The sequence below is a fragment of the Micromonospora sp. NPDC049301 genome (assembly GCF_040678715.1).
Lineage (GTDB): Bacteria > Actinomycetota > Actinomycetes > Mycobacteriales > Micromonosporaceae > Micromonospora.
Genome location: NZ_JBFAQO010000009.1, coordinates 220,664 through 239,500, shown reverse-complemented (window position 1 = coordinate 239,500; position 18,837 = coordinate 220,664). Strand labels below are relative to the sequence as shown.

15 protein-coding genes are annotated in these 18,837 nt (G+C 69.7%); 8 read left to right on the top strand and 7 right to left on the bottom strand.

From position 1 onward, the window contains the following. Nucleotides 1-61 precede the first annotated feature (61 nt). Genes AB0K07_RS25785 through AB0K07_RS25770 form a run of 4 tightly spaced genes read left to right on the top strand, consistent with a single transcriptional unit; the run spans nucleotide 62 to nucleotide 6,365 of the window. The gene (locus AB0K07_RS25785; RefSeq protein WP_363758431.1) at nucleotides 62-289 is read left to right on the top strand and encodes a DUF429 domain-containing protein; all 228 of its coding nucleotides are present in this window, start codon (nucleotides 62-64) and stop codon (nucleotides 287-289) included. 13 nt (nucleotides 290-302) lie between these two features. After that, nucleotides 303-1,538, top strand: a complete 1,236-nt coding sequence (locus tag AB0K07_RS25780) for a DUF6361 family protein (protein ID WP_363758429.1) — start codon at nucleotides 303-305, stop codon at nucleotides 1,536-1,538. Next, the gene (locus AB0K07_RS25775) at nucleotides 1,525-3,276 is read left to right on the top strand and encodes a phospholipase D family protein (RefSeq protein WP_363758413.1); all 1,752 of its coding nucleotides are present in this window, start codon (nucleotides 1,525-1,527) and stop codon (nucleotides 3,274-3,276) included. The genes AB0K07_RS25780 and AB0K07_RS25775 overlap by 14 nt, the downstream gene beginning before the upstream one ends. Continuing rightward, on the top strand, nucleotides 3,273-6,365 hold the full coding sequence (locus tag AB0K07_RS25770; RefSeq protein WP_363758411.1) for a helicase-related protein: 3,093 nt from the start codon (nucleotides 3,273-3,275) through the stop codon (nucleotides 6,363-6,365). The genes AB0K07_RS25775 and AB0K07_RS25770 overlap by 4 nt, the downstream gene beginning before the upstream one ends. Before the next feature lie 127 nt (nucleotides 6,366-6,492). Here AB0K07_RS25770 and AB0K07_RS25765 read toward each other — a convergent pair whose 3' ends face one another. Beyond that, complete coding sequence (locus AB0K07_RS25765; RefSeq protein ID WP_363758410.1) at nucleotides 6,493-8,844, bottom strand: UvrD-helicase domain-containing protein; 2,352 nt, start codon at nucleotides 8,842-8,844, stop codon at nucleotides 6,493-6,495. Between the two features lie 625 nt (nucleotides 8,845-9,469). Here AB0K07_RS25765 and AB0K07_RS25760 point away from each other — a divergent pair. After that, nucleotides 9,470-10,279 carry a helix-hairpin-helix domain-containing protein gene (locus AB0K07_RS25760; RefSeq protein ID WP_363758408.1) on the top strand — a complete coding sequence of 270 codons (810 nt, stop codon included), beginning with the start codon at nucleotides 9,470-9,472 and terminating at the stop codon, nucleotides 10,277-10,279. Here the strand turns inward: AB0K07_RS25760 and AB0K07_RS25755 are convergent. The 3 genes from AB0K07_RS25755 to AB0K07_RS25745 all read right to left on the bottom strand — a co-directional run bounded on the left by AB0K07_RS25755 (nucleotide 10,276) and on the right by AB0K07_RS25745 (nucleotide 12,298). Further along, nucleotides 10,276-10,623, bottom strand: coding sequence for a hypothetical protein (locus AB0K07_RS25755; RefSeq protein ID WP_363758406.1), 348 nt, complete (start codon nucleotides 10,621-10,623; stop codon nucleotides 10,276-10,278). The genes AB0K07_RS25760 and AB0K07_RS25755 overlap by 4 nt on opposite strands. A gap of 170 nt (nucleotides 10,624-10,793) precedes the next feature. Next, entirely contained in the window at nucleotides 10,794-11,693 is a 900-nt protein-coding gene (locus tag AB0K07_RS25750) for a nucleotidyl transferase AbiEii/AbiGii toxin family protein (RefSeq protein WP_363758404.1), read from the bottom strand. Beyond that, a complete protein-coding gene (locus AB0K07_RS25745; RefSeq protein WP_363758402.1) occupies nucleotides 11,690-12,298 on the bottom strand; it encodes a type IV toxin-antitoxin system AbiEi family antitoxin domain-containing protein in 609 nt (202 codons plus the stop codon). The genes AB0K07_RS25750 and AB0K07_RS25745 overlap by 4 nt, the downstream gene beginning before the upstream one ends. Nucleotides 12,299-12,624: 326 nt before the next feature. On the opposite strand from AB0K07_RS25745, the gene AB0K07_RS25740 reads away from it, so the two are divergent. Beyond that, nucleotides 12,625-13,407, top strand: a complete 783-nt coding sequence (locus AB0K07_RS25740) for a hypothetical protein (RefSeq protein ID WP_363758400.1) — start codon at nucleotides 12,625-12,627, stop codon at nucleotides 13,405-13,407. 65 nt (nucleotides 13,408-13,472) lie between these two features. Here AB0K07_RS25740 and AB0K07_RS25735 read toward each other — a convergent pair whose 3' ends face one another. Continuing rightward, nucleotides 13,473-13,694 (bottom strand): hypothetical protein, encoded by a 222-nt coding sequence (locus tag AB0K07_RS25735; RefSeq protein WP_363758398.1) that lies wholly within the window; start codon nucleotides 13,692-13,694, stop codon nucleotides 13,473-13,475. A gap of 210 nt (nucleotides 13,695-13,904) precedes the next feature. Here AB0K07_RS25735 and AB0K07_RS25730 point away from each other — a divergent pair, with 210 nt between their 5' ends. Next, complete coding sequence (locus AB0K07_RS25730) at nucleotides 13,905-14,522, top strand: hypothetical protein (RefSeq protein WP_363758396.1); 618 nt, start codon at nucleotides 13,905-13,907, stop codon at nucleotides 14,520-14,522. A gap of 5 nt (nucleotides 14,523-14,527) precedes the next feature. On the opposite strand, the gene AB0K07_RS25725 is transcribed toward AB0K07_RS25730, so the two are convergent. Continuing rightward, a complete protein-coding gene (locus tag AB0K07_RS25725; RefSeq protein ID WP_363758394.1) occupies nucleotides 14,528-14,896 on the bottom strand; it encodes a DUF4180 domain-containing protein in 369 nt (122 codons plus the stop codon). After that, complete coding sequence (locus tag AB0K07_RS25720; protein WP_363758392.1) at nucleotides 14,889-15,341, bottom strand: helix-turn-helix domain-containing protein; 453 nt, start codon at nucleotides 15,339-15,341, stop codon at nucleotides 14,889-14,891. Before AB0K07_RS25720 ends, AB0K07_RS25725 begins: the two co-directional genes overlap by 8 nt. Nucleotides 15,342-15,546: 205 nt before the next feature. On the opposite strand from AB0K07_RS25720, the gene AB0K07_RS25715 reads away from it, so the two are divergent. Continuing rightward, nucleotides 15,547-18,807, top strand: a complete 3,261-nt coding sequence (locus AB0K07_RS25715; RefSeq protein WP_363758390.1) for an AAA family ATPase — start codon at nucleotides 15,547-15,549, stop codon at nucleotides 18,805-18,807. The last annotated feature ends 30 nt before the right edge of the window (nucleotides 18,808-18,837 follow it).

The following is an 18,837-nucleotide window of genomic DNA, read 5'->3' as shown; positions in this document are numbered from 1 at the left end:
CACCACCTCCCACCGTGAACGATGAGAGACAGCCTGCCGGACGAGTCCTCAGAACCGACGGATTACACGATCAACGTTCAAAGACGAGGCACTAGGAGCGTTCGAGGGGCTGTGCCGGCGCAGCCATGACGCGTTCGACTCGGTGATCGCGGCGTTGAGTGCGCGCGCCGCGGCGATCGGGAAGGCCAGCCGGCCGAACGACGAACAGCGGGCGGCCGCTCGTACCGAGGGCTGGATCGCTCTGCCCACCTGCCCACCCAGCGGCCTCATCGATCTGGCAGAAGCGTGAGCGAGAGGCATCTATGACTTCGGGACTGAGCTGGTTGGACAGCTCCCGCGACGACCAGCAGCGCATGCGCGAGCTGCTCAAGCTCTTCAGCGACACGGAGAGCCGGGACGAGTTGGGCATCGGCCAGGTCCGTGACGCGTTCAGCGACCTGCTCTTTCCCGGTACCTCTGTCATTCAAAACCGGGCGCGGTACCTGCTGATCGTGCCGTGGTGCTACCAGGAGGCACAGCGGCGCGGGCTGCGCGGCGACCGCCTCGCCGCGCAGGTCGACCGCAACGAACGGAAGGTTATCGAGGCCCTGTTACGCGGCGCCGAGACCGAAGGCGTGATCGGCCGGCGGGCCGGTGTCGGCGTGCGAACACTGCCGTCGAGCATCTACGCGGCGGCGCTGCTGCGGTACGGCATCCGCACCGGTGACGACGACGCCGCACCGGACCGGCGGCTGGTAGCCGGCCTGGCTGAGGCCGATGAGCTGACCGTACGGTCGAGCGGAACCTGGCACCCGACGCTGCCAGGGGCGCCGGCGGGCTTCCCTAATGAGGTCGAGGGTGGGCTGAGGCTGCGCCCGGACGAGGCCCGCTGGCTGCGCGAGCGGATTCTCGCCGCGGCACCGAACACCCTGTTGGCGTACCTTCTCGAGGCTGAAAACCGCCCGGGTTGGGATAGTAAGGCGCCGTGGGATGAGCCGGCCACGCTGGCCGCGCCGGAGCCGATTGGCTCGCTGGTGCGGGACGCGGAGCGATTCTCGCTGGCGATTCACGGCGCGGCGCTCTTGTACAACCTGCTCATCGCCGATCGGTACGAGCAGGCGGGCCTCACGGAGCGCGAGGAGCCGGTGGCCTGGTACCGCAACGCGCTGCTGAAGTGGAACGATCGGGTGTCGGCGGAGCACAGCCTTAAGAGCTGGGACAGGTCGGACATGTGGGATCGGCTTATCCAGAGGAATTCGCGGATCGCGGCGAACGAAGCCGCACGCCGGTTCATCGAGCGGTGGCTCGACGCGGTCACCAGCGGAGCCGCTGGCGAAGCCGCCACGGACCCGACCCTGCGCAACCTCGTGGCCGAGCGGGAACGGTCGGTGAAGCGAGGCCAGTCACGGCTGGTCAATGACAAGCTGCTGCGCACGTGGAGCGGCGCGTCGGGCAGCAGGCAGCTGGTATTCCGCTGGCCGCAGGTACGCCGGATCCTCACCGACATCCACGACGGCTGCGCCGCCAACCTGCCGGAGGCCGCCGGTGCTCGCGCCTGACTCCCGCTCGCTGCTACTCGACGCCCTGCGCCCGCCATCCGGCGCGCGGCTGTCCCGAGCCGTGGCGTTGACGTTCACCCTGGATCTAGAGAGCCTGCTGGTCGCCCCGCTGGCGTTCGCCGCGCATGGCCTACGCGAGTCGACGGACCCGATCGCGGTGATGGAGGGGGTACGGCACTGCGCCGACCGCATCGACGTGTTTTGCCAGGCGGGGCAGATCGCGGTGCCACCGACACAATCTGCGCTGTTGGCGTTCGTCGAGCCGATGGTGCACCAGGTGCGCCGGCCCAAGCCGGGTCACCTGTTCCACCCCAAGATGTGGGCGCTGCGCTTTCACGACGAATTGACCGGGGAGGTGTCGCTGCGGCTGCTGGTGCTCAGCCGCAATCTGACCAAGGATCGCAGCTGGGACGTGTGTCTGCGCCTCGAAGGTGTCACCGGCACTCGGCCGGTGGCGGCTAACCGGCCCCTATTCGACCTCTTGCGGCATGGACTGCGGCTGGCGGTCGCGCCACTGCCGCCGGACCGGCGTGCAGCGATCGAGGCGCTGGGTGAGGACCTGCGTCGGGCCGAGTGGGAGTACCCCGAGGGCGTGCGCGAGATGTACTTTCATGCGTTGGGCGTGCCCGGCGCCCGTCCACCCGACTTCGACGGCACGCGTCACCTGGTCGTTTCGCCGTTCTGTACCCCCGGTGGCCTGGATCGGTGCGCACCGAGTGGCCAGCTGGCGCTGGTGAGCCGGCAGGAGACGCTCGACTGCCTGCCGCAGGAGAGCCTGGCCGGATCCGAGGCGCTAGTAGTCAGCGCCCTGGCCGGCCTACCCGTCGAGGGGGCGCCGTCCGCCCTAGAGGTGCTCAGCGGGCTGCACGCGAAGGTGTACGTGGTGGAGAAGAGCCGCCAGGCACGGGTCCTGCTCGGATCGGCAAACGCCACCGATGCGGCGTTCAGCGGCAACGTCGAGCTGCTGGTGGAGCTGGCCGGTAGCCGCACCCAGTGGGGCATCGACGCGCTCCTGGGTCCCGATGCGGGATTCCGGGAGATCCTCGAACCTTACGAACGCCATGACGCCACTGAACCGGAGCCGGAAACGGGCATACTGCGTGATCTGGTCCGCGACATCGCCGCCATTCCGCTGTCGGCCACCGTCACGTCCGCAGGAGACGGCTACGGCATCCGGCTGACCTCCGAAGACTCCCTGCCCGACGTGCCGGGCGTCCGCATCACCGCGCAGCTGCATACGCGCCGCGGCGAGGCGGCGCTGCTTCCTCCGGGACAACCGGCGGACGCGACGTTCAGCGGGATTGCGCTGGTCGACATAACCCCGTTCGTCGTTGTCATCGCGGAGGACAGCACCGGTCGGGAACAAACCGTCGTCCTGGCCACCCTGATCGGCGACCCCGCGCACCGGCTCGACCACGTCATCGCCCAACAGATCGACACGCCGGAGAAGTTCCTGCAGTTCCTGCTACTCATGCTCGGCCTCGGGACCGAAGCTGCAGTCGCCTTCAGCGGCGGCGCCGGCGATAACGGCACCTGGCGCACCAGCGGGACCGGAATCCTCGAACTGCTACTCAACGCTCTCGCCGACCGACCGCAACAGCTCGACGACCTGGCCCGGCTGGTCACTCGCATCGAAGCCAGCGGCGACAGCAAGCACCTGCTGCCGTCCGGGTTCACCAAGCTGTGGCGGGTCATCACGCAGGCACGTGACACGATGACAGAGGCGGTGCGCTCGTGAAGCGGTACGACGCCGGCCCAGTCATGGCCGGCCTGAAGGACTTCCAACGCGCCACCGTCGCGCACGTCATCGACCGATACTTCGGCACCGACGCGACCCGTCGCTTCCTCGTCGCCGACGAGACCGGCCTCGGCAAGAGCGTCGTCGCCCGAGGCGTCATCGCGCAAACCCTGCAGCGGCTGCAGGACGACGACAGCGTGGAGCGGGTCGACGTCATCTACGTCTGCTCAAACCAGGACGTCGCGCGGCAGAACATTGCCCGGCTACGGGTCACCCCCGACGAAACAGTCACCCTGTCCAGCCGGCTCACCCTGCTCGCCAAACACGCGGACCAGCTCAACGCCACGACCGCCACCTCCGGCAAGCCGATCAACCTGGTCGCGTTCACCCCCGGCACCTCCTTCGACCAGGGCTGGCGCACCGGTACGGCGGAGGAACGGGCGCTGCTGTTCCTGATCCTCGAACAGGCCAACTCGTGGAACGGCTGGCGAACCCGGGCCGCGCTACGGGCGTTGCAGGCGGGCGTCGCAACCCCTGAACGGTTCGAGGAGCAGTGCAACCGCCTGTGGACGCAACTCGACGGGAAACTCGACCCCACGATCACCGGCGAGTTCCTGCGCCAGGCGGGGGAGCGGGGCCTGCTCGACGAGTTCGACGCGCTGCTCGACGGCATCGGTCGGCGCTCCAGCCTGCCCAACGCGCTGCGCGAAGACGCCCGCAAGCTCACCGGCGATCTTCGTACGGCGCTGGCCACCGCCGGCGTCGAGGTCCTCGAACCCGACCTGATCATCCTCGACGAGTTCCAGCGGTTCCGGGAGCTTCTCGACCCGAACGGCGGCGAAGGCGCCGAGCTCGCCCGGCACCTGTTCGACTACCGGGCCGCCCGGGTGCTGCTGCTGTCGGCCACCCCGTACAAGCCGTTCACCTTCGCCGAGGAGGCTGCCGCCGGCGAGGACCACTACGCCGACTTCCGGCAGGTGCTGCGCTTCCTCAGCGACGACGAGTCCTGGCACGCCGACGTGACGAAGGCGTTCGAGGCGTACCGGGATGCGCTGGTTCGCGGCGAGCCCTGCGGAGATCTGCGCGACTGGCTGCGCGATCTGCTGCTGCGCGTCATGTGCCGCACCGAACGGCCGGTGCTTGGCCAGGACGGGATGCTGCGCGAGCACATCAGCTCCGCCGACAACCTCGAGGTCCCCGATGTGCGCAGCTACGTGGCGATGCGCAAGATCGCAATGGCCGTCGGCGCCCCGATGGCCGTCGAGTACTGGAAGTCCGCTCCGTACTTTCTGAATTTCCTCGACGGCTATCAGCTCGGTGACAAGGTCCGGGCGGCGCTCGGCGGCGAGCCACACCCCGAGGTGCGTGCGCTGTTGGCCTCCGCGCAGCTGCTTGACGGCGACGTGATCAGCCGACGAGAGCCGATCGATTTTGGCAACGGCCGGCTGCGGCAGCTTGCTGCGGACACTGTTGACCGGGGCTGGTGGCAGCTGCTGTGGATGCCGCCTTCAATGCCGTACCACGCGCTCGGCGAGCCGTTCGCGAGCGCGGCGCGCGAGGGCATCACCAAGCGGCTGCTGTTCTCCTCCTGGAACGCCACGCCCACGGCCGTGGCAGGCCTGCTCAGCTACGAAGCCGAACGCCGGCTGGGCCGGGCGGGCGAGGCACACCGACACCTCGACTATCGCGTCGAGCAAGGCCGTCCGGCGGCGATGAGTACACTCGCGCTCTTCTGGCCGCATCCCACCCTGGCAGCGCTGTGCGACCCCCTAGCCCTGGCCCGGCAACGACCGGACGAGACCGCACCACTCACGGTCCTCGAGCGGGAAGTCCGGGAACGGATGCTGGATCACGCCTCCGCTGATCGGGCGGACCCCGGATCGGGCACCGCAGAGCCGTGGGAGCTGGTCTTCCGTTGGCCCGGCGCCGATCCCAGCATCGAGGACGCCGCCGCGACGCTGGGTACGTCCGGCGATGACGATGGGGCGGCCACCGGTCTGGACCGGCACGTGGCACGGGCCCGCGAGCTGGCGAGCCAGGCCGCCTACCCGACAGCGGGCAACCTGAACGGGCTGATCGACAGTGTCGCGGCGATCGGTCTGCACGGCCCCGGCAACATCGCCTGGCGGGCGCTGTCCCGGCTGATACCTGGCAGCACCGTCACACCGGAGGGACACTGGCAAGCGGCCGCGCTGCTCTCCAACGGGCTGCGATCCCTGTTCAACCGGCCCGAATCCGCGCAGTTGATCGACAGCCTGGCGATGGGCGAGGTCTACTGGCAGGCGGTGCTGCGTTACTGCGCGGCCGGGGGTCTGCAGGCCGTCCTCGATGAACACCTGCACACGCTGCGCAGCTCCGCCTCAGACACAGGGTTGGACGACGACGGGCTGTACGCGCTCGCCGAGGAGGCGCGGGAGGCGATCGCCAGCCGCCCGTCGACGTACGTCGCTTTCGACCCGCACCACCCCATCCAGCCGATCAAGCTGCCGGGGCGGTTCGCGCTGCGCTACGGCGGTCGCGGCGAGGAACAATCCCAGGTCGACCGCAAGGTGGCCGTGCGTCGTGCCTTCAACAGCCCGTTCTGGCCGTTCGTCGTCGCAACGACCAGTGCCGGCCAGGAGGGCATCGACTTCCACCAGTGGTGCTCGGCCGTCGTGCACTGGAACACCCCCGCCAACCCGGTGGACTTCGAGCAGCGCGAGGGGCGGGTGCACCGCTTCGGCGGGCACGCCGTCCGCCGCAACGTCGCCGCCGCACACCGCGCCGACGCCCTGCGCTCCACCGAGCCGGACGTGTGGAAAGCCGCCTACGACGCCGCCCGCGCGAACTCCGGGGAGTTGGGCGACTTTGCGCCGTACTGGGTGTTCCCCGGGCCGGCGAAGATCGAGCGACACGTCCTGCCATACCCGCTCAGCCGCGACCAGGCGAGGCTCGACCGGCTCAAGGCAGACCTGGTGGTGTACCGGTTGGCGTTCGGCCAGCCACGCCAGGAGGATCTGCTGACCCTGCTGCGACGGCAAGAGACCGGCGCAGAGGGGGTGCCCGACATTCTCGATCTGCGACCATCCCCACACACAGACCGGTCGTGAGGTTCGAACCGTTTGCTGTCGGGTCTCTCGACCACCGATCACGCGGACTGTGGGAGCAGTGGGTTGGCGAGTAGCAGCATTTGTCAAAGATCGGCGGCGAGGCGACCCGTTGCCGACGAATCGTGGTTCAGCCGTCTGCGTCGAGGATCTCGCCGGCTCTGGCTAGTACGGACTCCCACAGATTCGGTGCGACAGTTCCGCGGAGTAGCGCGACCACCTCATCCGCCGCCAGGTCGACGAACCGCTGGGAGACGTGTCCTCGTTGTGGCGGGGCGTCGGAAGGCTCCACCACCGTGGCAGGACGGACACGCAGGCCGTCCTTGCCGTCGGCCGCATCTGACCCATTGGCTGCAGCGAAGTTCGGACCGAGCACCTCACGGAGGACTGGTCCCCACGGGTCCGGTCTGAAATCCGAATCTTCCTCTGCGTGGGTGGCGGCGTCGCCGGTGGCCGCAGAGGGCTCATCGGTGTCGTCCGACCCGCGGTCGTCGTCGCCCATGGCGAGCGGGTCCCCGACGCAAACGATGTCGAGATACCTCGTGGTTCTCGTCAGTGCGACATACAGCAAGCGGTGGCCCCGGTCGTCCTCGGCGACGATGTCTTCCGGCTCCATGACGACGACCGCGTCGAACTCGAGGCCCTTGGCTTCCTGAGGGCCGACCAGGTTGATTCCTGGGCCGAGTTCACCGGCGGACGCGGCACGCCAAGCCACGTCTTTGGCTTTCAGCTCTCGTTCCGTGTCCGGGCGGCAGGAAGTGGGGCAGATGATGGCCACGGAGCGGCCGTGGGCGGCGTGCCCCATCGCGACGCGGACGGCCTCAGCCGCACGCTCGTCCTCGTCGATCGGGTGGATGAGAGGCTCGGCCGGACCGTCCCGCACGATCTGCGGTGCCGGCACCGTGGGAGCGGCGAAAGGCAGGAGCTGGGCCGCAAGCTCGAAGACCTGTCGAGGTACCCGGTAGCCGTAACGCAGCTCTTCCCGCACTTGGGGAAGGTCAGCCGGCAGGTGATCGAGAACCTCGTCCCAGTCGTCACGCGCCCAGTGGCCGGTCGACTGAGCGATGTCCCCGACGATGGTCATGGATCCGTTGGCAGACCGGCGGGCGATGGTTCGCAGTTGCATGGGGGAGAGGTCCTGCGCCTCGTCAACGACGATGTGCGTAAAACGGGTCTGCACGCTGTTGATGAGGTGCTCGGCCTCGTCGAGCACCGAAAGGTCGGCATCGCTCCACGTCTCTTCGGAGAGCCGATCGGCGGGCCGTCGGTGCAGCAGTGAAACTTCCCGGGCCGTGAATTCGTCGCCGGCCGCTCCCATCAGCCGGTCCCGCGAGCCGTAGAGCTCACGCAGGAATGATGCGGCGGTGAACGATGGCCAGAGCCTGTCCATGACGGGATCGAGTGCAGTCCGCAGTCGCTGCGGATTCACGTGTACCCGGGGGGCGAGGAGATCGGTCAGCAGATCCCGGAACAAGTGCCGGCGTTCGGAGTACGTGCCAGCGCTGGTGCGGCACCGCGTGATCAGCGGCTTGAGCTCCTCGGCGGCCATCGGCACGGGACGGCCCTCGATCTGCGCCTCAACCCAATGCTGCCCCTCGGGCGGCCCGACCCGGGCGTAGAGCGCCCGCCGCACGAGCCCCGCCATCCTGCCGTCGCCCTTCAACTTCACGACTTCAGGATCCTCTTGGCGATGACGTTTCACCGGTGGATGCAGCTGGTTGATGTCGCGTTGCTCGATGCTCGTATCACCCAGGCTGGGCAGCACCGTACGGGTGTAGCGCGTGAAGGTGGGGCTCGGGCCGATGATGAGCACATCCTGGGCCGAAAGTCGGCCCTGACTGTTGAACAGCAGCCACGACACTCTGTGCAGCGCAACTGCCGTCTTCCCGGTGCCCGGCCCGCCCTGGATGACCAACAGCTGGTCGATCGGGGCGCGGATGAGATTGAACTGCGTCGCCTGGATCGTCCGGACGATGTCCTGCATCGTGCCGGTGCGGTTGCTGTTGAGGTCTGCGAGTAGCGCGTCGTCGACGTCCTCGTGCGCCTCCAGCTCGGCGACGTCAGCGGCCAATTGGGCGAACACCGTGTCGCTGAACGACGTGATCGTGTTGCTGGAGCACTCGAAATTGCGCTTGAGCCGGAGGCCAAACGGCTCGGCGTGACTTGCCTCGTAGTAGCGGGCGGCGGCAGGTGCCTGCCAGTTCATGACGAGCAGCTCAGCGTGGTCATCAAAGATCGCGTGATGGCCGATGTAAAAGACCTCGCCGTCCTCGTAATCCATCCGGCCGAAGGCGACGGGTTCGTCCGATCCGCCTATGCGGTCCAGCCGCGCTTGGGTGTCCTGCCTGATCCTCGCGGCGGCGCCGCTGTTGGCGGCAGCGCCTGCGGCGAGACCCAGAGTCGTGCGCATGCGCTCCCGGTGGTCCCAAGCCGCGTCGAAGTACTTCTGCTCACGACTCAGCTCTTCCGAGACCGCATACATTTTGGACCTCCCGCTGACATGGCGCAGACCGTAGCGTCTCGCTACGACAAATCGGCCCTTCTCGCGCGGAGCCACGGAGGCTAAGGTCGCTCAGCGAGTCCGCTCAAGATCCCTTGACCGTACGGTCGGTGAACCGTTCTGTCGCTCGGTCGAGTGCATGTTTACCCGCTCAACCTTTCGGCGTCGGGCGCGACCGACCGGGCCGATGGACGAGCGCGATCAGTACGGTCGTAGGCAAGGGTTTTCAGCTGCGTCCCGATCTGCCGGAAGCGCTCGGGATGTTCCCTTTAGTTGACGTTGCGGTGGGCGAGGCTACAGAGACGGTGGCCGCTCGCAAGATCCAATCTTGCGATTGGAGCACCGGCAACGTCGAGATCGGGCCGGCTGGCTGTCGCGAGCCACCGTTCGGTTCACCTGGCGCTATCCGCCCCGACGATGCGCCGCCGCCTGCCCTGGTGGAAGATCATCAAGCCCTGGGACGGCGGCATGATCAAGAGGGCACGTTCAGCGTTCTGCTGATCCTCCTGCCGCTGGCCGAAGCCGCCGTGACGGCGGTTCAGGGATCGCTTGGACGGTCGAGACACGAGGACCAACGTGAACGTGCAGTGCCTGCAGGAGGAGCGGTATGTCGAGCGTGTCTAACGGGGGTTGGCAGCCTCCGCCAGCGCCCCCGAGTCCGGCGGCGAGCCTCGGCTGGCGGATCCGGCACAGCCTCTGGCTGCTGCTGCCCGTTGCCGGCTGCGGCTTCCTGGCCGGCGCCGGGTTCCTCTACGTCGGCCTGCGCGCTCGGCGTCCGGCCTGGTGGATTGCGGGCATCGTCTACCTGGTGATCGGCTGGACGTCCTTCGCCACTGTCGGTGAGGCGGACAAGACAAGCACCCTGAGCACGGTGGCAGTCGTCGTGCTCATGGCGCTGTGGGTGGCGAGCATCGTGCACGGTTTCGTCATCAACCCGTCCTGGCTGCGCTGGCGGGCCGGCCATGTTCCCTGGCATGCCCGGCCCCAGGCGCCGCCGCCCACCTGGCCTGGCAGCCAGCACCCACCAGCGCAGGCAGTGCCACCGTCCCTGCCCACCTCCGTACCGCCCACCGTCGCCGAGATGACGCCGCAGCCCGGCGCCTACTCGGGGAACGGGACCACAGCGGCGCCCGTGCCCTCTCAACCGTCGCCGCTACCAGCGCCGCAACCGCCGTCGGCGCCAATGGCCGCGCCCCCGGGGGCCGTGGATGTCAACGTGGCGACGTTCGAACAGCTTGCTGCTCTTGCCCACTTTGACCCGGAGCGTGCGCAGCGGGTGGTGGCTGAACGGCAGGTGCGCCGCGGGTTCGGCAGCGTGGAGGAGTTCGCGGCCGTCGCGAACCTCGCGCCGCACGAGTTCGCTCATCTCAGAAGCCTAGTGACCTGCGTACCGCAGCAAGGGCTGCCCGCAATCTAGCCGCCGTCGCCGAGCCGCATACTCGATGTGGCCAACAGTCGGCGGCTGTCGCGGGCGTGGTGGCGGTTGGCGGCGGCGATGTTGGTGACGTCGGTCTGGGAGCCGTATTCGTCGTAGGTTACGTCGCGGACCCGGTGGATCTCGTTTCCGGCCGACCAGTGCCCGCGGGTCCAATCGGCCACGTGGGCGGGTTTGGCTCCGTGCACGCGTAGGCCGGTGATGGCGTAGACGATTTCGGTGGTGGTGCATTTCGGCTGGTCCAGCCGCCGGCGACGGTGTCGGATCTGCAGCGCTCGCGCGGCGTGTGGGAAGTCCCATGCCGGTGGCGAAAGCTCTGCGTCCATGCCGGCCAACGTCGACATGGGCTATCGCCACCCGGCGAGACATCCCGGCCCAGCGGCGCATCCCTCAACGAGCGGTATACCTGGGAGCCATCGTTATGGCTCCCAGGTATACCGCTCATCAGGACAAGGCCAGCCGTCAAAGCCGAGCCCTACCGCTAGACCTGGGCCCTTTACTTAGCCGTCCAATGCGAGGTCGTCGCGATCCAGGCCCGGCCTCGGGAAAGCCCGGTCACGGCAGGGTCGGCAAGCGCAAACACCTGCTGTAGGACCTCGGCGAAGTCCTGGGGAAGACGATCGTCCAGGCGGTGCTTACGCCGCCAGGCGGCCCAGCGCGACTGCGCCAAGATCCCGTAACTATCAAGCGCCTGGCTCAGCGGCATGAGCGTCACCTCGCGATATTCCGCGACCCGCTGCAGAGCCGCCACCAGATCGTCGCCGTCGACGTCGTGTCTGCGTGACAGGAGGTAGACGTCGGCGAAATCGCGCCAACGGGTATTGGCCTCACCGCGCTGCAACGCCGTCACCAGCTTTTCCGCGTACACCATCGGTAGTGGATAGCCGGTCACCACGATCTCGCCGTCGAGGAGACGTGGCAACTTGATCGGCAGCGGATCGGGCCAGATCGGGTCACCGACGTTGACGTCGACGTGGAACGTCAGTCGTGCGGCAGACAGGTTGCCGGTGAGGCTAACGCGCACCCCGGCGTAGACGTCGTCGTCGCGGATCGTCTCCGCTGAGGCGCTTGCCGTGTCGAAGACCAGACCGTCGTCGAGGTGCAGCGCTGCGATCCCGCGAACAATTTCGAGAACCTGATCCGTGCTATTGGAGATCCATCGGCCCTGCAGGTCCACATCGCGGGTCGGCCGGCGGGCTGCGTAGGCGGCCAACAGCACCCCGCCCTTGAGTACGAGTTTGTCCGCGTACGCGGACTTGCTCAAGCGGGCAAGGAAGCCCTCGAGTGCGTAGACCTGGTGCAATTCGTCGGTGGGTCGCCCGGTGCGGCGGGCCAGGTTCTGAAGGTCGAGGTAGGCGCGGCCGCCAACCGTGGCGCGGCTCGGACGTGCGGTCACAGCAGGATCTCCAGTGCCTCTCGGAGCGGTCGCTCTGCCTTGGGGAACTCCCGAGCGATCGTCAACAGCTTTGAGGGTGATGCATCGGGTCGTCTCAACCAGCGCCGCAGCGCCGCGTACGCCAGGTCTGGTCCCTCACGGTGCCGTAGCCGGATCGCGTCAATGATGCTGCGCTCCGGGCCGTAGAGCCCGATCGAAGTCTCCGGATCAAGCGACAGCTCCGTACGCCCGATCTCGAAGGTGGTCGGGTCGAACCAGTGCCATGCGACGGGGGCCCTTGTAGCCGGCCGATGCCGCCCACGGGGAAGTGCGACATCGATGCGGGAGGGGATTTCGTCGGTGAGGCCGTGACGAGCTAGCGCGGTGGTCAGGCACAGCGTGCCTGAAGGGGCGCGGTGGGCGAGTTCTATGAGGTCGATGTCGGCAAGTGCGGCGTCGTGCCGTCGGTAGAGACCACGACCGACAGATTCGATGAGCCCTTGTTCCCTCAACCGGTACAGCTGCCACTCAGAGAGGCCGGCGTCGAGGGCCTCGGAGTAGCTGAAGGTCACCGGGAGGGCGCTCAGGGGGGTGCGCGCGGCTTCCGATTCTTCGTTCGACCCCACAGGGAAACTCTATACACATTGCCGCGACCTGTGTGGGATTTCCTTGGCGGGATCCACGTGGTCCGTTACACGACGTAGTCGGTTTGGAGATAATGCCTGGTCAGGCCGCTACCTACCGTGAACGCGTCATCACGATCGGCCTCGGCGTCGACACCGGTTCCCGAACCGCGCACCCGCTGCCCAGGCCTCAGACGGGAGAAACATATGCGTGCTCAGGAGGAATCCCGGTGGTTCGGCGCCGGAGCGTCCGTACTCGTGCTCGGGCTGCTCGCGGCCGGAGCGGTGATAACCCGGCGAGCCCGGCGTCCGCCGCGGTCCCCGGCCTGGTGCGGATCGCCGCGACCAGCGTCAGCAACTCCGCCGACTTCCACAGCGCCACGGCGACCTGCCCGGTGGGCACGGTCCTGACCGGTACGGGTTACGAGCTGAACGGCGTCACCGGTGAGGGTGTCGTGGATGACCTGCGCCCCAACGGCGGTCCGGCAACCGCGCCGACGGCCGTCACCGTGGGCGCCTACGAGACGGAAGCGTTCGCCGGCAACTGGTCGGTGACGGCGTACGCGATCTGCGCCAACCCGGTGCCCGGACTGGTACGGGTCTCCGCGACCAGCGTCAGTGACTCCGCCGACTTCCACAGCGCCACCGCGACCTACCCGGTGGGGAAGGTGCTGACCGGTACGGGGTACGAGCTGAACGGCGTGACCGGCGAGGGCGTCGTCGACGACTTCCGCCCCAACGGTGGGGTCGCCGCAGCACCGACCTCGGTGAATGTCGGCGCCTACGGGTCGGACGCCACCGCCCTGACCTGGTCCGCGACCGCGTACGCGATCTGCGCCAACCCGCTGCCCGGCCTGGTGCGGGCGTCCACGGTGGGTGCCAGCAACTCCCTCGACTTCCGTAGTGTCGTCGCGACGTGCCCGGTCGGGAAGGTGCTGACCGGTGCCGGCTACGAGCTGAACGGTGTCACCGGTGAGGGCATCGTGGCCGACTTCCGGCCCAACGGTGGTCCCGCGACCGCCCCGACGTCGGCCGCCTCGGGTGCGTACGAGGAGGACGCGTTCGCCGGGAACTGGTCCGACACGGCGTACGCCATCTGCGCGACGGCGTAGCAGTCACTCATCCGGTGTGGCCGCCCCGCGCGTTCGCGGGGCGGCTGCACCGTTGACTGGTCGGGTCAGGAGCCGCCCTGGCGTTGGATCCGCTCGTCGCCCGAGACCTTGGCCCGGCCCAGGTCGCCCTCGGTGCCGGCGGGGCCGGTCGCGGTACGGCGGTGCCGTTGGTCGGGCGAGTGCTCCATGGGCGAGCCCTGGCGGCCCGGAGCGCCGCTGCCCGAATGCCGCCGACCTCGTGCCGACTCGCCGCCGCTGTCGTGTTTGTTCTGCTTGTGGCTACCCATGCATCGCGCGTACCCGGTCACTGTGCGGCTAGTCATGAGCCCAGGTCAGCTCGTGTGCCGTCTCCCCGTCGGGCGAGATCGAACACGGTGGAGGCGCGATACCGCGATATGGCGTTCTCGGGCAGCCGGACGGTCGAGGCCGGCCATAGCGTGCGGGCGGCGGACACCCCCGCGTAGGGCGGGCTGCTCCGCGACCTGAGGGAGGTAACCATGCAGAGGTCGTTACCGGGGGAGCAGGCTCCGGTCACCGTGAATGTCGACCGGTGGCGGACGGGATTGCCGCAGGACGTCTGGCCCGACACCTTTCCGTCGAGCGGTGACGTCTGGCGACGCGACGTCTTCGCCGTGGCCGACGCGTACCGGGCCGGCGACGCCAGCGCGCGGCAACTGCTGACCGCGGTGCTGGTCTGGGGCTACGGCCCAATCGGGTACGGGCCGTGGCGCGCCGCCAAGTCGCTTGGCGGCGACCCGGACGGCAAGCGTCTGGCCCACGCACTCGAGGAGGTGTCCGCGGCAGCGCCCGACGAGGACGCGCTCCGCACGGCTTACCGCCGCTTCCGCGATCCGGCTCGTCTGCCGTGGTTGGGGCCGGGGCTGTTCACGAAGGTCCTCTATTTCGTCGGCTATCGGCGAGGGGTTGGCGGTGTGCAGCCGTTGATCCTCGACCGCGTCGTGGCCAGCCGTCTCCCCGGCGAGGCCGGCGTCGGCCGCCTATCTGGCTGGCTGTCCGAGGAGTGGCTGGCCTACCTGCGCTGGGCGGCCGATCAGGCGCAGGTCCGAGGCGTTGAGCCGGACGCGATCGAGATGGCCGTCGTCCACGACCGCTGAGACGGCTACGACACAGCGCGGAGGCGGGCGTCGAGGGCGTCGAGGTCGGGGACGAACCAGATGTGCCCGGCACGGTTCGACTCGTGCACTAGGGCGCGCAGCGCCGAACTCTCCGCCAGGTGAGCCGAGATGTCGCCGACCACCGCCAGTCGTAGCCGGTAGTTGACGAACTTCTGCATCACCTCGCCTGCGAAGCGGGTGCCCAGCGAGAAGAAGCGCTCGTCGAACCGGTTGGCCGGCACGGCCACCACCTGGGCGCCGAGGAAGGCCGCGCCGATCAGGTCCAGCGCGTCCTGTTCGGTGGCGATCGGCGGGCCGGCCGGGTCGCACACCAGCACCTGCACTCCGGCGCGTTCCTGGAGTTCGTCAGGCATCGTGGACCTCCTGGTCGAGTAGGCCGTTGTCGGCGTTGAGTACGGCGTCGAGCAGGTGCAGCAGCTCGGCGGTGGCGGCGGGGTCGCCGAGGATGATGATCTTCATGCGGTGGCGGTCCTCGTCGTGCACGGTCTGCACCCGCAGCGGGTTGGCCGGGTCGTGGCCGGTGTTGGCGCTGGCGAGCACGAGCGTCCCGAGTCGGTCGGCGGCGGCCCGGTCGACGCCGTCGATCTGCACGATGCTCGACACCTCCGCCGCCGCGGTGGTGGTCGTGGCGGCTCGGGTCTGCCCGGTGAGCGCGTCGAGGTCGCCGGCGGCGATCCGGTACTGCTTGCCGATCCGCACCGCCCGCAGCCGGCCGGAGCGGATGTAGCCGCGCACGGTGCGCACGTGCAGCCCGAGCCGTTCGGCAACCTGCTCAACCGAGTACATGTCATCCTTCATCGCTCCCTATCTTACGTGCATAGGGAAGGTTAGGGAATGATGGGGTAGGTGCCTGGCGTGAGTCGTTGACGACATCAGCTCCAAAGGGCCTGCGACATACTCTCGGCGGCGCCGCCCGCGTCGTCACAAGGCTTGGGCTGCCGGCCCGGAGAGCAGCGCCAAGGAGCCCCCCGGTGTCAGATGGGTCCAGTACCGTCTGGAAACCATGGACGCGCGGCTCGGCGACGCCATCATCGGGCGGGATCATCCCGCGGGCCTGCTGCGCGCCGAGTTGGACCGGGCCGCCACCAGCCACGGCGGCCTCGTCCTGGTCACCGGTGAGCCGGGCATCGGCAAGACGACGCTGGTCACCGCCGCGGCCCGGGAAGCCCGACAGCGCGGAGCGCTGGTGCTCGGCGCCGCCTGCTGGGATTCCGACAGCGCCCCCGGCTACTGGCCATGGGTGCAGGTGCTGCGCGGCCTGCAGCGCTCCACCGACGACTGGTCGGTGGCGCGTTCGACCGCGGAGCCGGCTCTCGCGGCGCTGCTGGGCGAGACCGACACCAGCGGCGAGCAGGCCGGTCGCACCGCCAGCTGGGCCGGCGTCGACACAGGCGGGGACGTCGCCGACCGCGAGGCGTTCGCCCTGTACGACGCGGTGACCGCCGCGCTGGTCGCGGTCTCCCAGCACCGGCCCGTCGTGGTCGTCCTCGACGACCTGCACTGGGCCGACCCGGCCTCCCTGCGGTTGCTGGGCTTCGCCGCCCAGCACACCTGGTTCGAACGGCTGCTGCTGATCGGCACCTACCGCGACGCGGAGGTCGAGTCGGGCGAGCACCCGTTGCGCCCACTGCTGATGCCGCTGGTCACCAAGGCGACCACGGTCACCCTCACCGGCCTGTCCCGGGACGAGGTGGCCGCGCTGATGGCGCGTACCGCCGGGCGGGAGCCCGACTCCGGCCTGGTCGACGAGGTGCATCGGCGTACCGGCGGCAACCCGTTCTTCATCGAGCAGACCGCCCGGCTGTGGCACGCCGACGGCACGGGCGGCACGATCGCACCCGGCGTACGGGAGGCGGTGCGCCGCCGGTTGGCCCAGTTGCCCGCACCGGTGGTCGAGGCGCTCACCGTCGCCGCCGTGCTGGGCCGGGAGTTCCACCGGCAGGTCCTGGCGGCCAGCGCGGCGGCCCCGGCGGCGCAGGTCGACCGGTTGCTCGACCGGGCGGTGACCGCCCGACTGGTCGTCAGCCGGGGAGGCGGCCGGTTCGCCTTCGCCCATGACCTGGTCCGGGAGACGCTCTACGACGGGCTCACCGACGAGGATCGGCATGCCCGGCACGCCGCGGTCGTCCGGGCGGTCGACCCACCGGCGGAGCTCAGCGGCCTGCTCATCCCGGCCGACCTGGCCCGCCACGCCTACCTGGCCGGCCCCGCCCTCGACCGGGCCCGGGTCACCGAACTGCTGGTCGCCGCCGGGCGGGACGCACACGCCCGGCTCGCCACCGACGAGGCCGGCGTGCACTTTCACCGGGCGCTGGAGGTCGTCGAGGACCAGGCGCAGCGGGTCCGGATCCTCGTCGAGTTCGGTGAGGTGCGCTACCACCACGCCGGCCGGGAAGAGGCGGGGCAGCTCCTCGCCGAGGCCGCGACGCTGGCCCGCACGCTCGACGACCCGGTGCTGCTGGCCCGCGTCGCGCTCACCGTCCACCGCTCCCGCCAGGTCGAGACCAGGCGCTCGGTGGAGCCGGCTGAGCTGGTACGGGAGGCGTACCGACGGCTGATCGGTGAGCCGGACGGCACCGCGTCGGTCGCCACGTTGATCGCCGACCTGATCACCGCCACCGAGACGATCGCCCGTCGGGGCCGCGACGACGAGACGCTGACCTTCAGCCTCTGGGCCCGCCATGACACCACCTGGGGTTTGGGGACGGCGGCGGCCCGGGCGGCGCTCACCTCCGAGATCCGGGACGTGGCCCGCCGCACCGGCGACCGGGAGACCGAGCTGTGGGCCACCTCGCTGCGCTGGGTGGCGCTGCTGGAGCTGGGCGACCCCCGCTTCATCGAGGAGTTCACCTCCTTCGTCACCGGCGGCGGGCAGGACGACCTCGCCCGACACCGGATGGCGGCCGCCGTCGACAGTGGGATCATCGCGGCGTTCCGGGGTGACTTCGCCGAGGCCGACGAGCGGTTCACCGTCCTTACCGACATCGCCGACCCGGGCCACGCCGAGTTCGCGTTCATGGGCCATCACCTGCTCTGGTCCCGGCTGCTGCTCCAGGGCCGGTTCGACGAGATCGACACGCTGCTCAACGGGTTGGCCCCGGCGGACTACCCCTACCGCGAGCTGCTGCGGGCGATCACGGCGGCGGAACGCGGCGACGACGAGACGGCGGTCCGGCTGACCGCCGGCATCGAGGCCACCGACATCCGGTACCCGCGCCCGGTGTCGCCGCTCTGGCTGCGGCTACGCGCGCAGGCCGCCGCGGCGTCCCGCGACCCGCAGCGCTGCGACAACGCACGAGCCGCACTGGCCCCCCACCGTGGAGAGTGGACGGTCGGGCTTTTCGGCTGCGACATCAGCGGTCCCGTCGACCACTGGCTGGCCGTGGTCGACGCCGCGCAGGAGCGCTGGGACGACGCCATCGCGGGCTTCGAGGCGGCCCGCGACGCCGCCCAGCGGATGGGCTCCCGACCCTGGTCACTCATCGCCTGCGCCGGACTGGCGAACGCCCTGGCCGGCCGTGGCCAGCCGGGCGACGCCGCGACGGCGGCCACGCTGCGCGCCGCCACCGCCCGGGAAGCCACCACCCTCGGCATGGCCCAGGTGCTCAACCGGCTGGCCAGCCCGGCACCCACGGCCGCCGTCGTGCCAAGCCAGGCCGTCGTGCCAGGCCACACCGCCGCGCCAGGCCAGGTCGCGCCGGCCGGAGCGCCGGTCGAGGAGTACGAGTTCCGTCGCGACGGGCCAGTCTGGCAACTCGCCTACGCCGGTGCCGTCGTCCACCTGCCCGACGCCAAGGGGCTGCACGACCTGCACCTGCTGCTCAGCCGGCCCGGCAGTGACATTCCGGCGGTGGAGCTGCTCGACCCGGCGGCCGGGCCGGAGCTGGTCGCCGCCCGCCGGATGGGTGGCGACCCGGTCCTCGACGACGAGGCCAGGGCTCGCTACCGGCGGCACCTGACGCGCCTGGACGAGGAGATCGACCGGGCTGCCGCGCGCGGCGACGATCGGAAGGTGGCCGCGCTGGACGTCGAGCGCGGTGCGCTGCTCGACGAGTTGCGTGCCGCGGCCGGGCTCGCCGGCCGGAGCCGCCGGCTGGGCGACGAGGCCGAGCGGGCCCGCAAGACGGTCACCGCGCGGATCCGGGACACGCTGCGCAAGCTCGACGGGCGGCACCCGGCGCTCGCCGGCCACCTGCGCGAGGCCGTCTCGACCGGCAGCACCTGCCGCTACCTGCCGCCCCAGCCGCTGCCCTGGCGGCTCTGAGACCAGCCGCGACCGGCAGGACCGCCACGA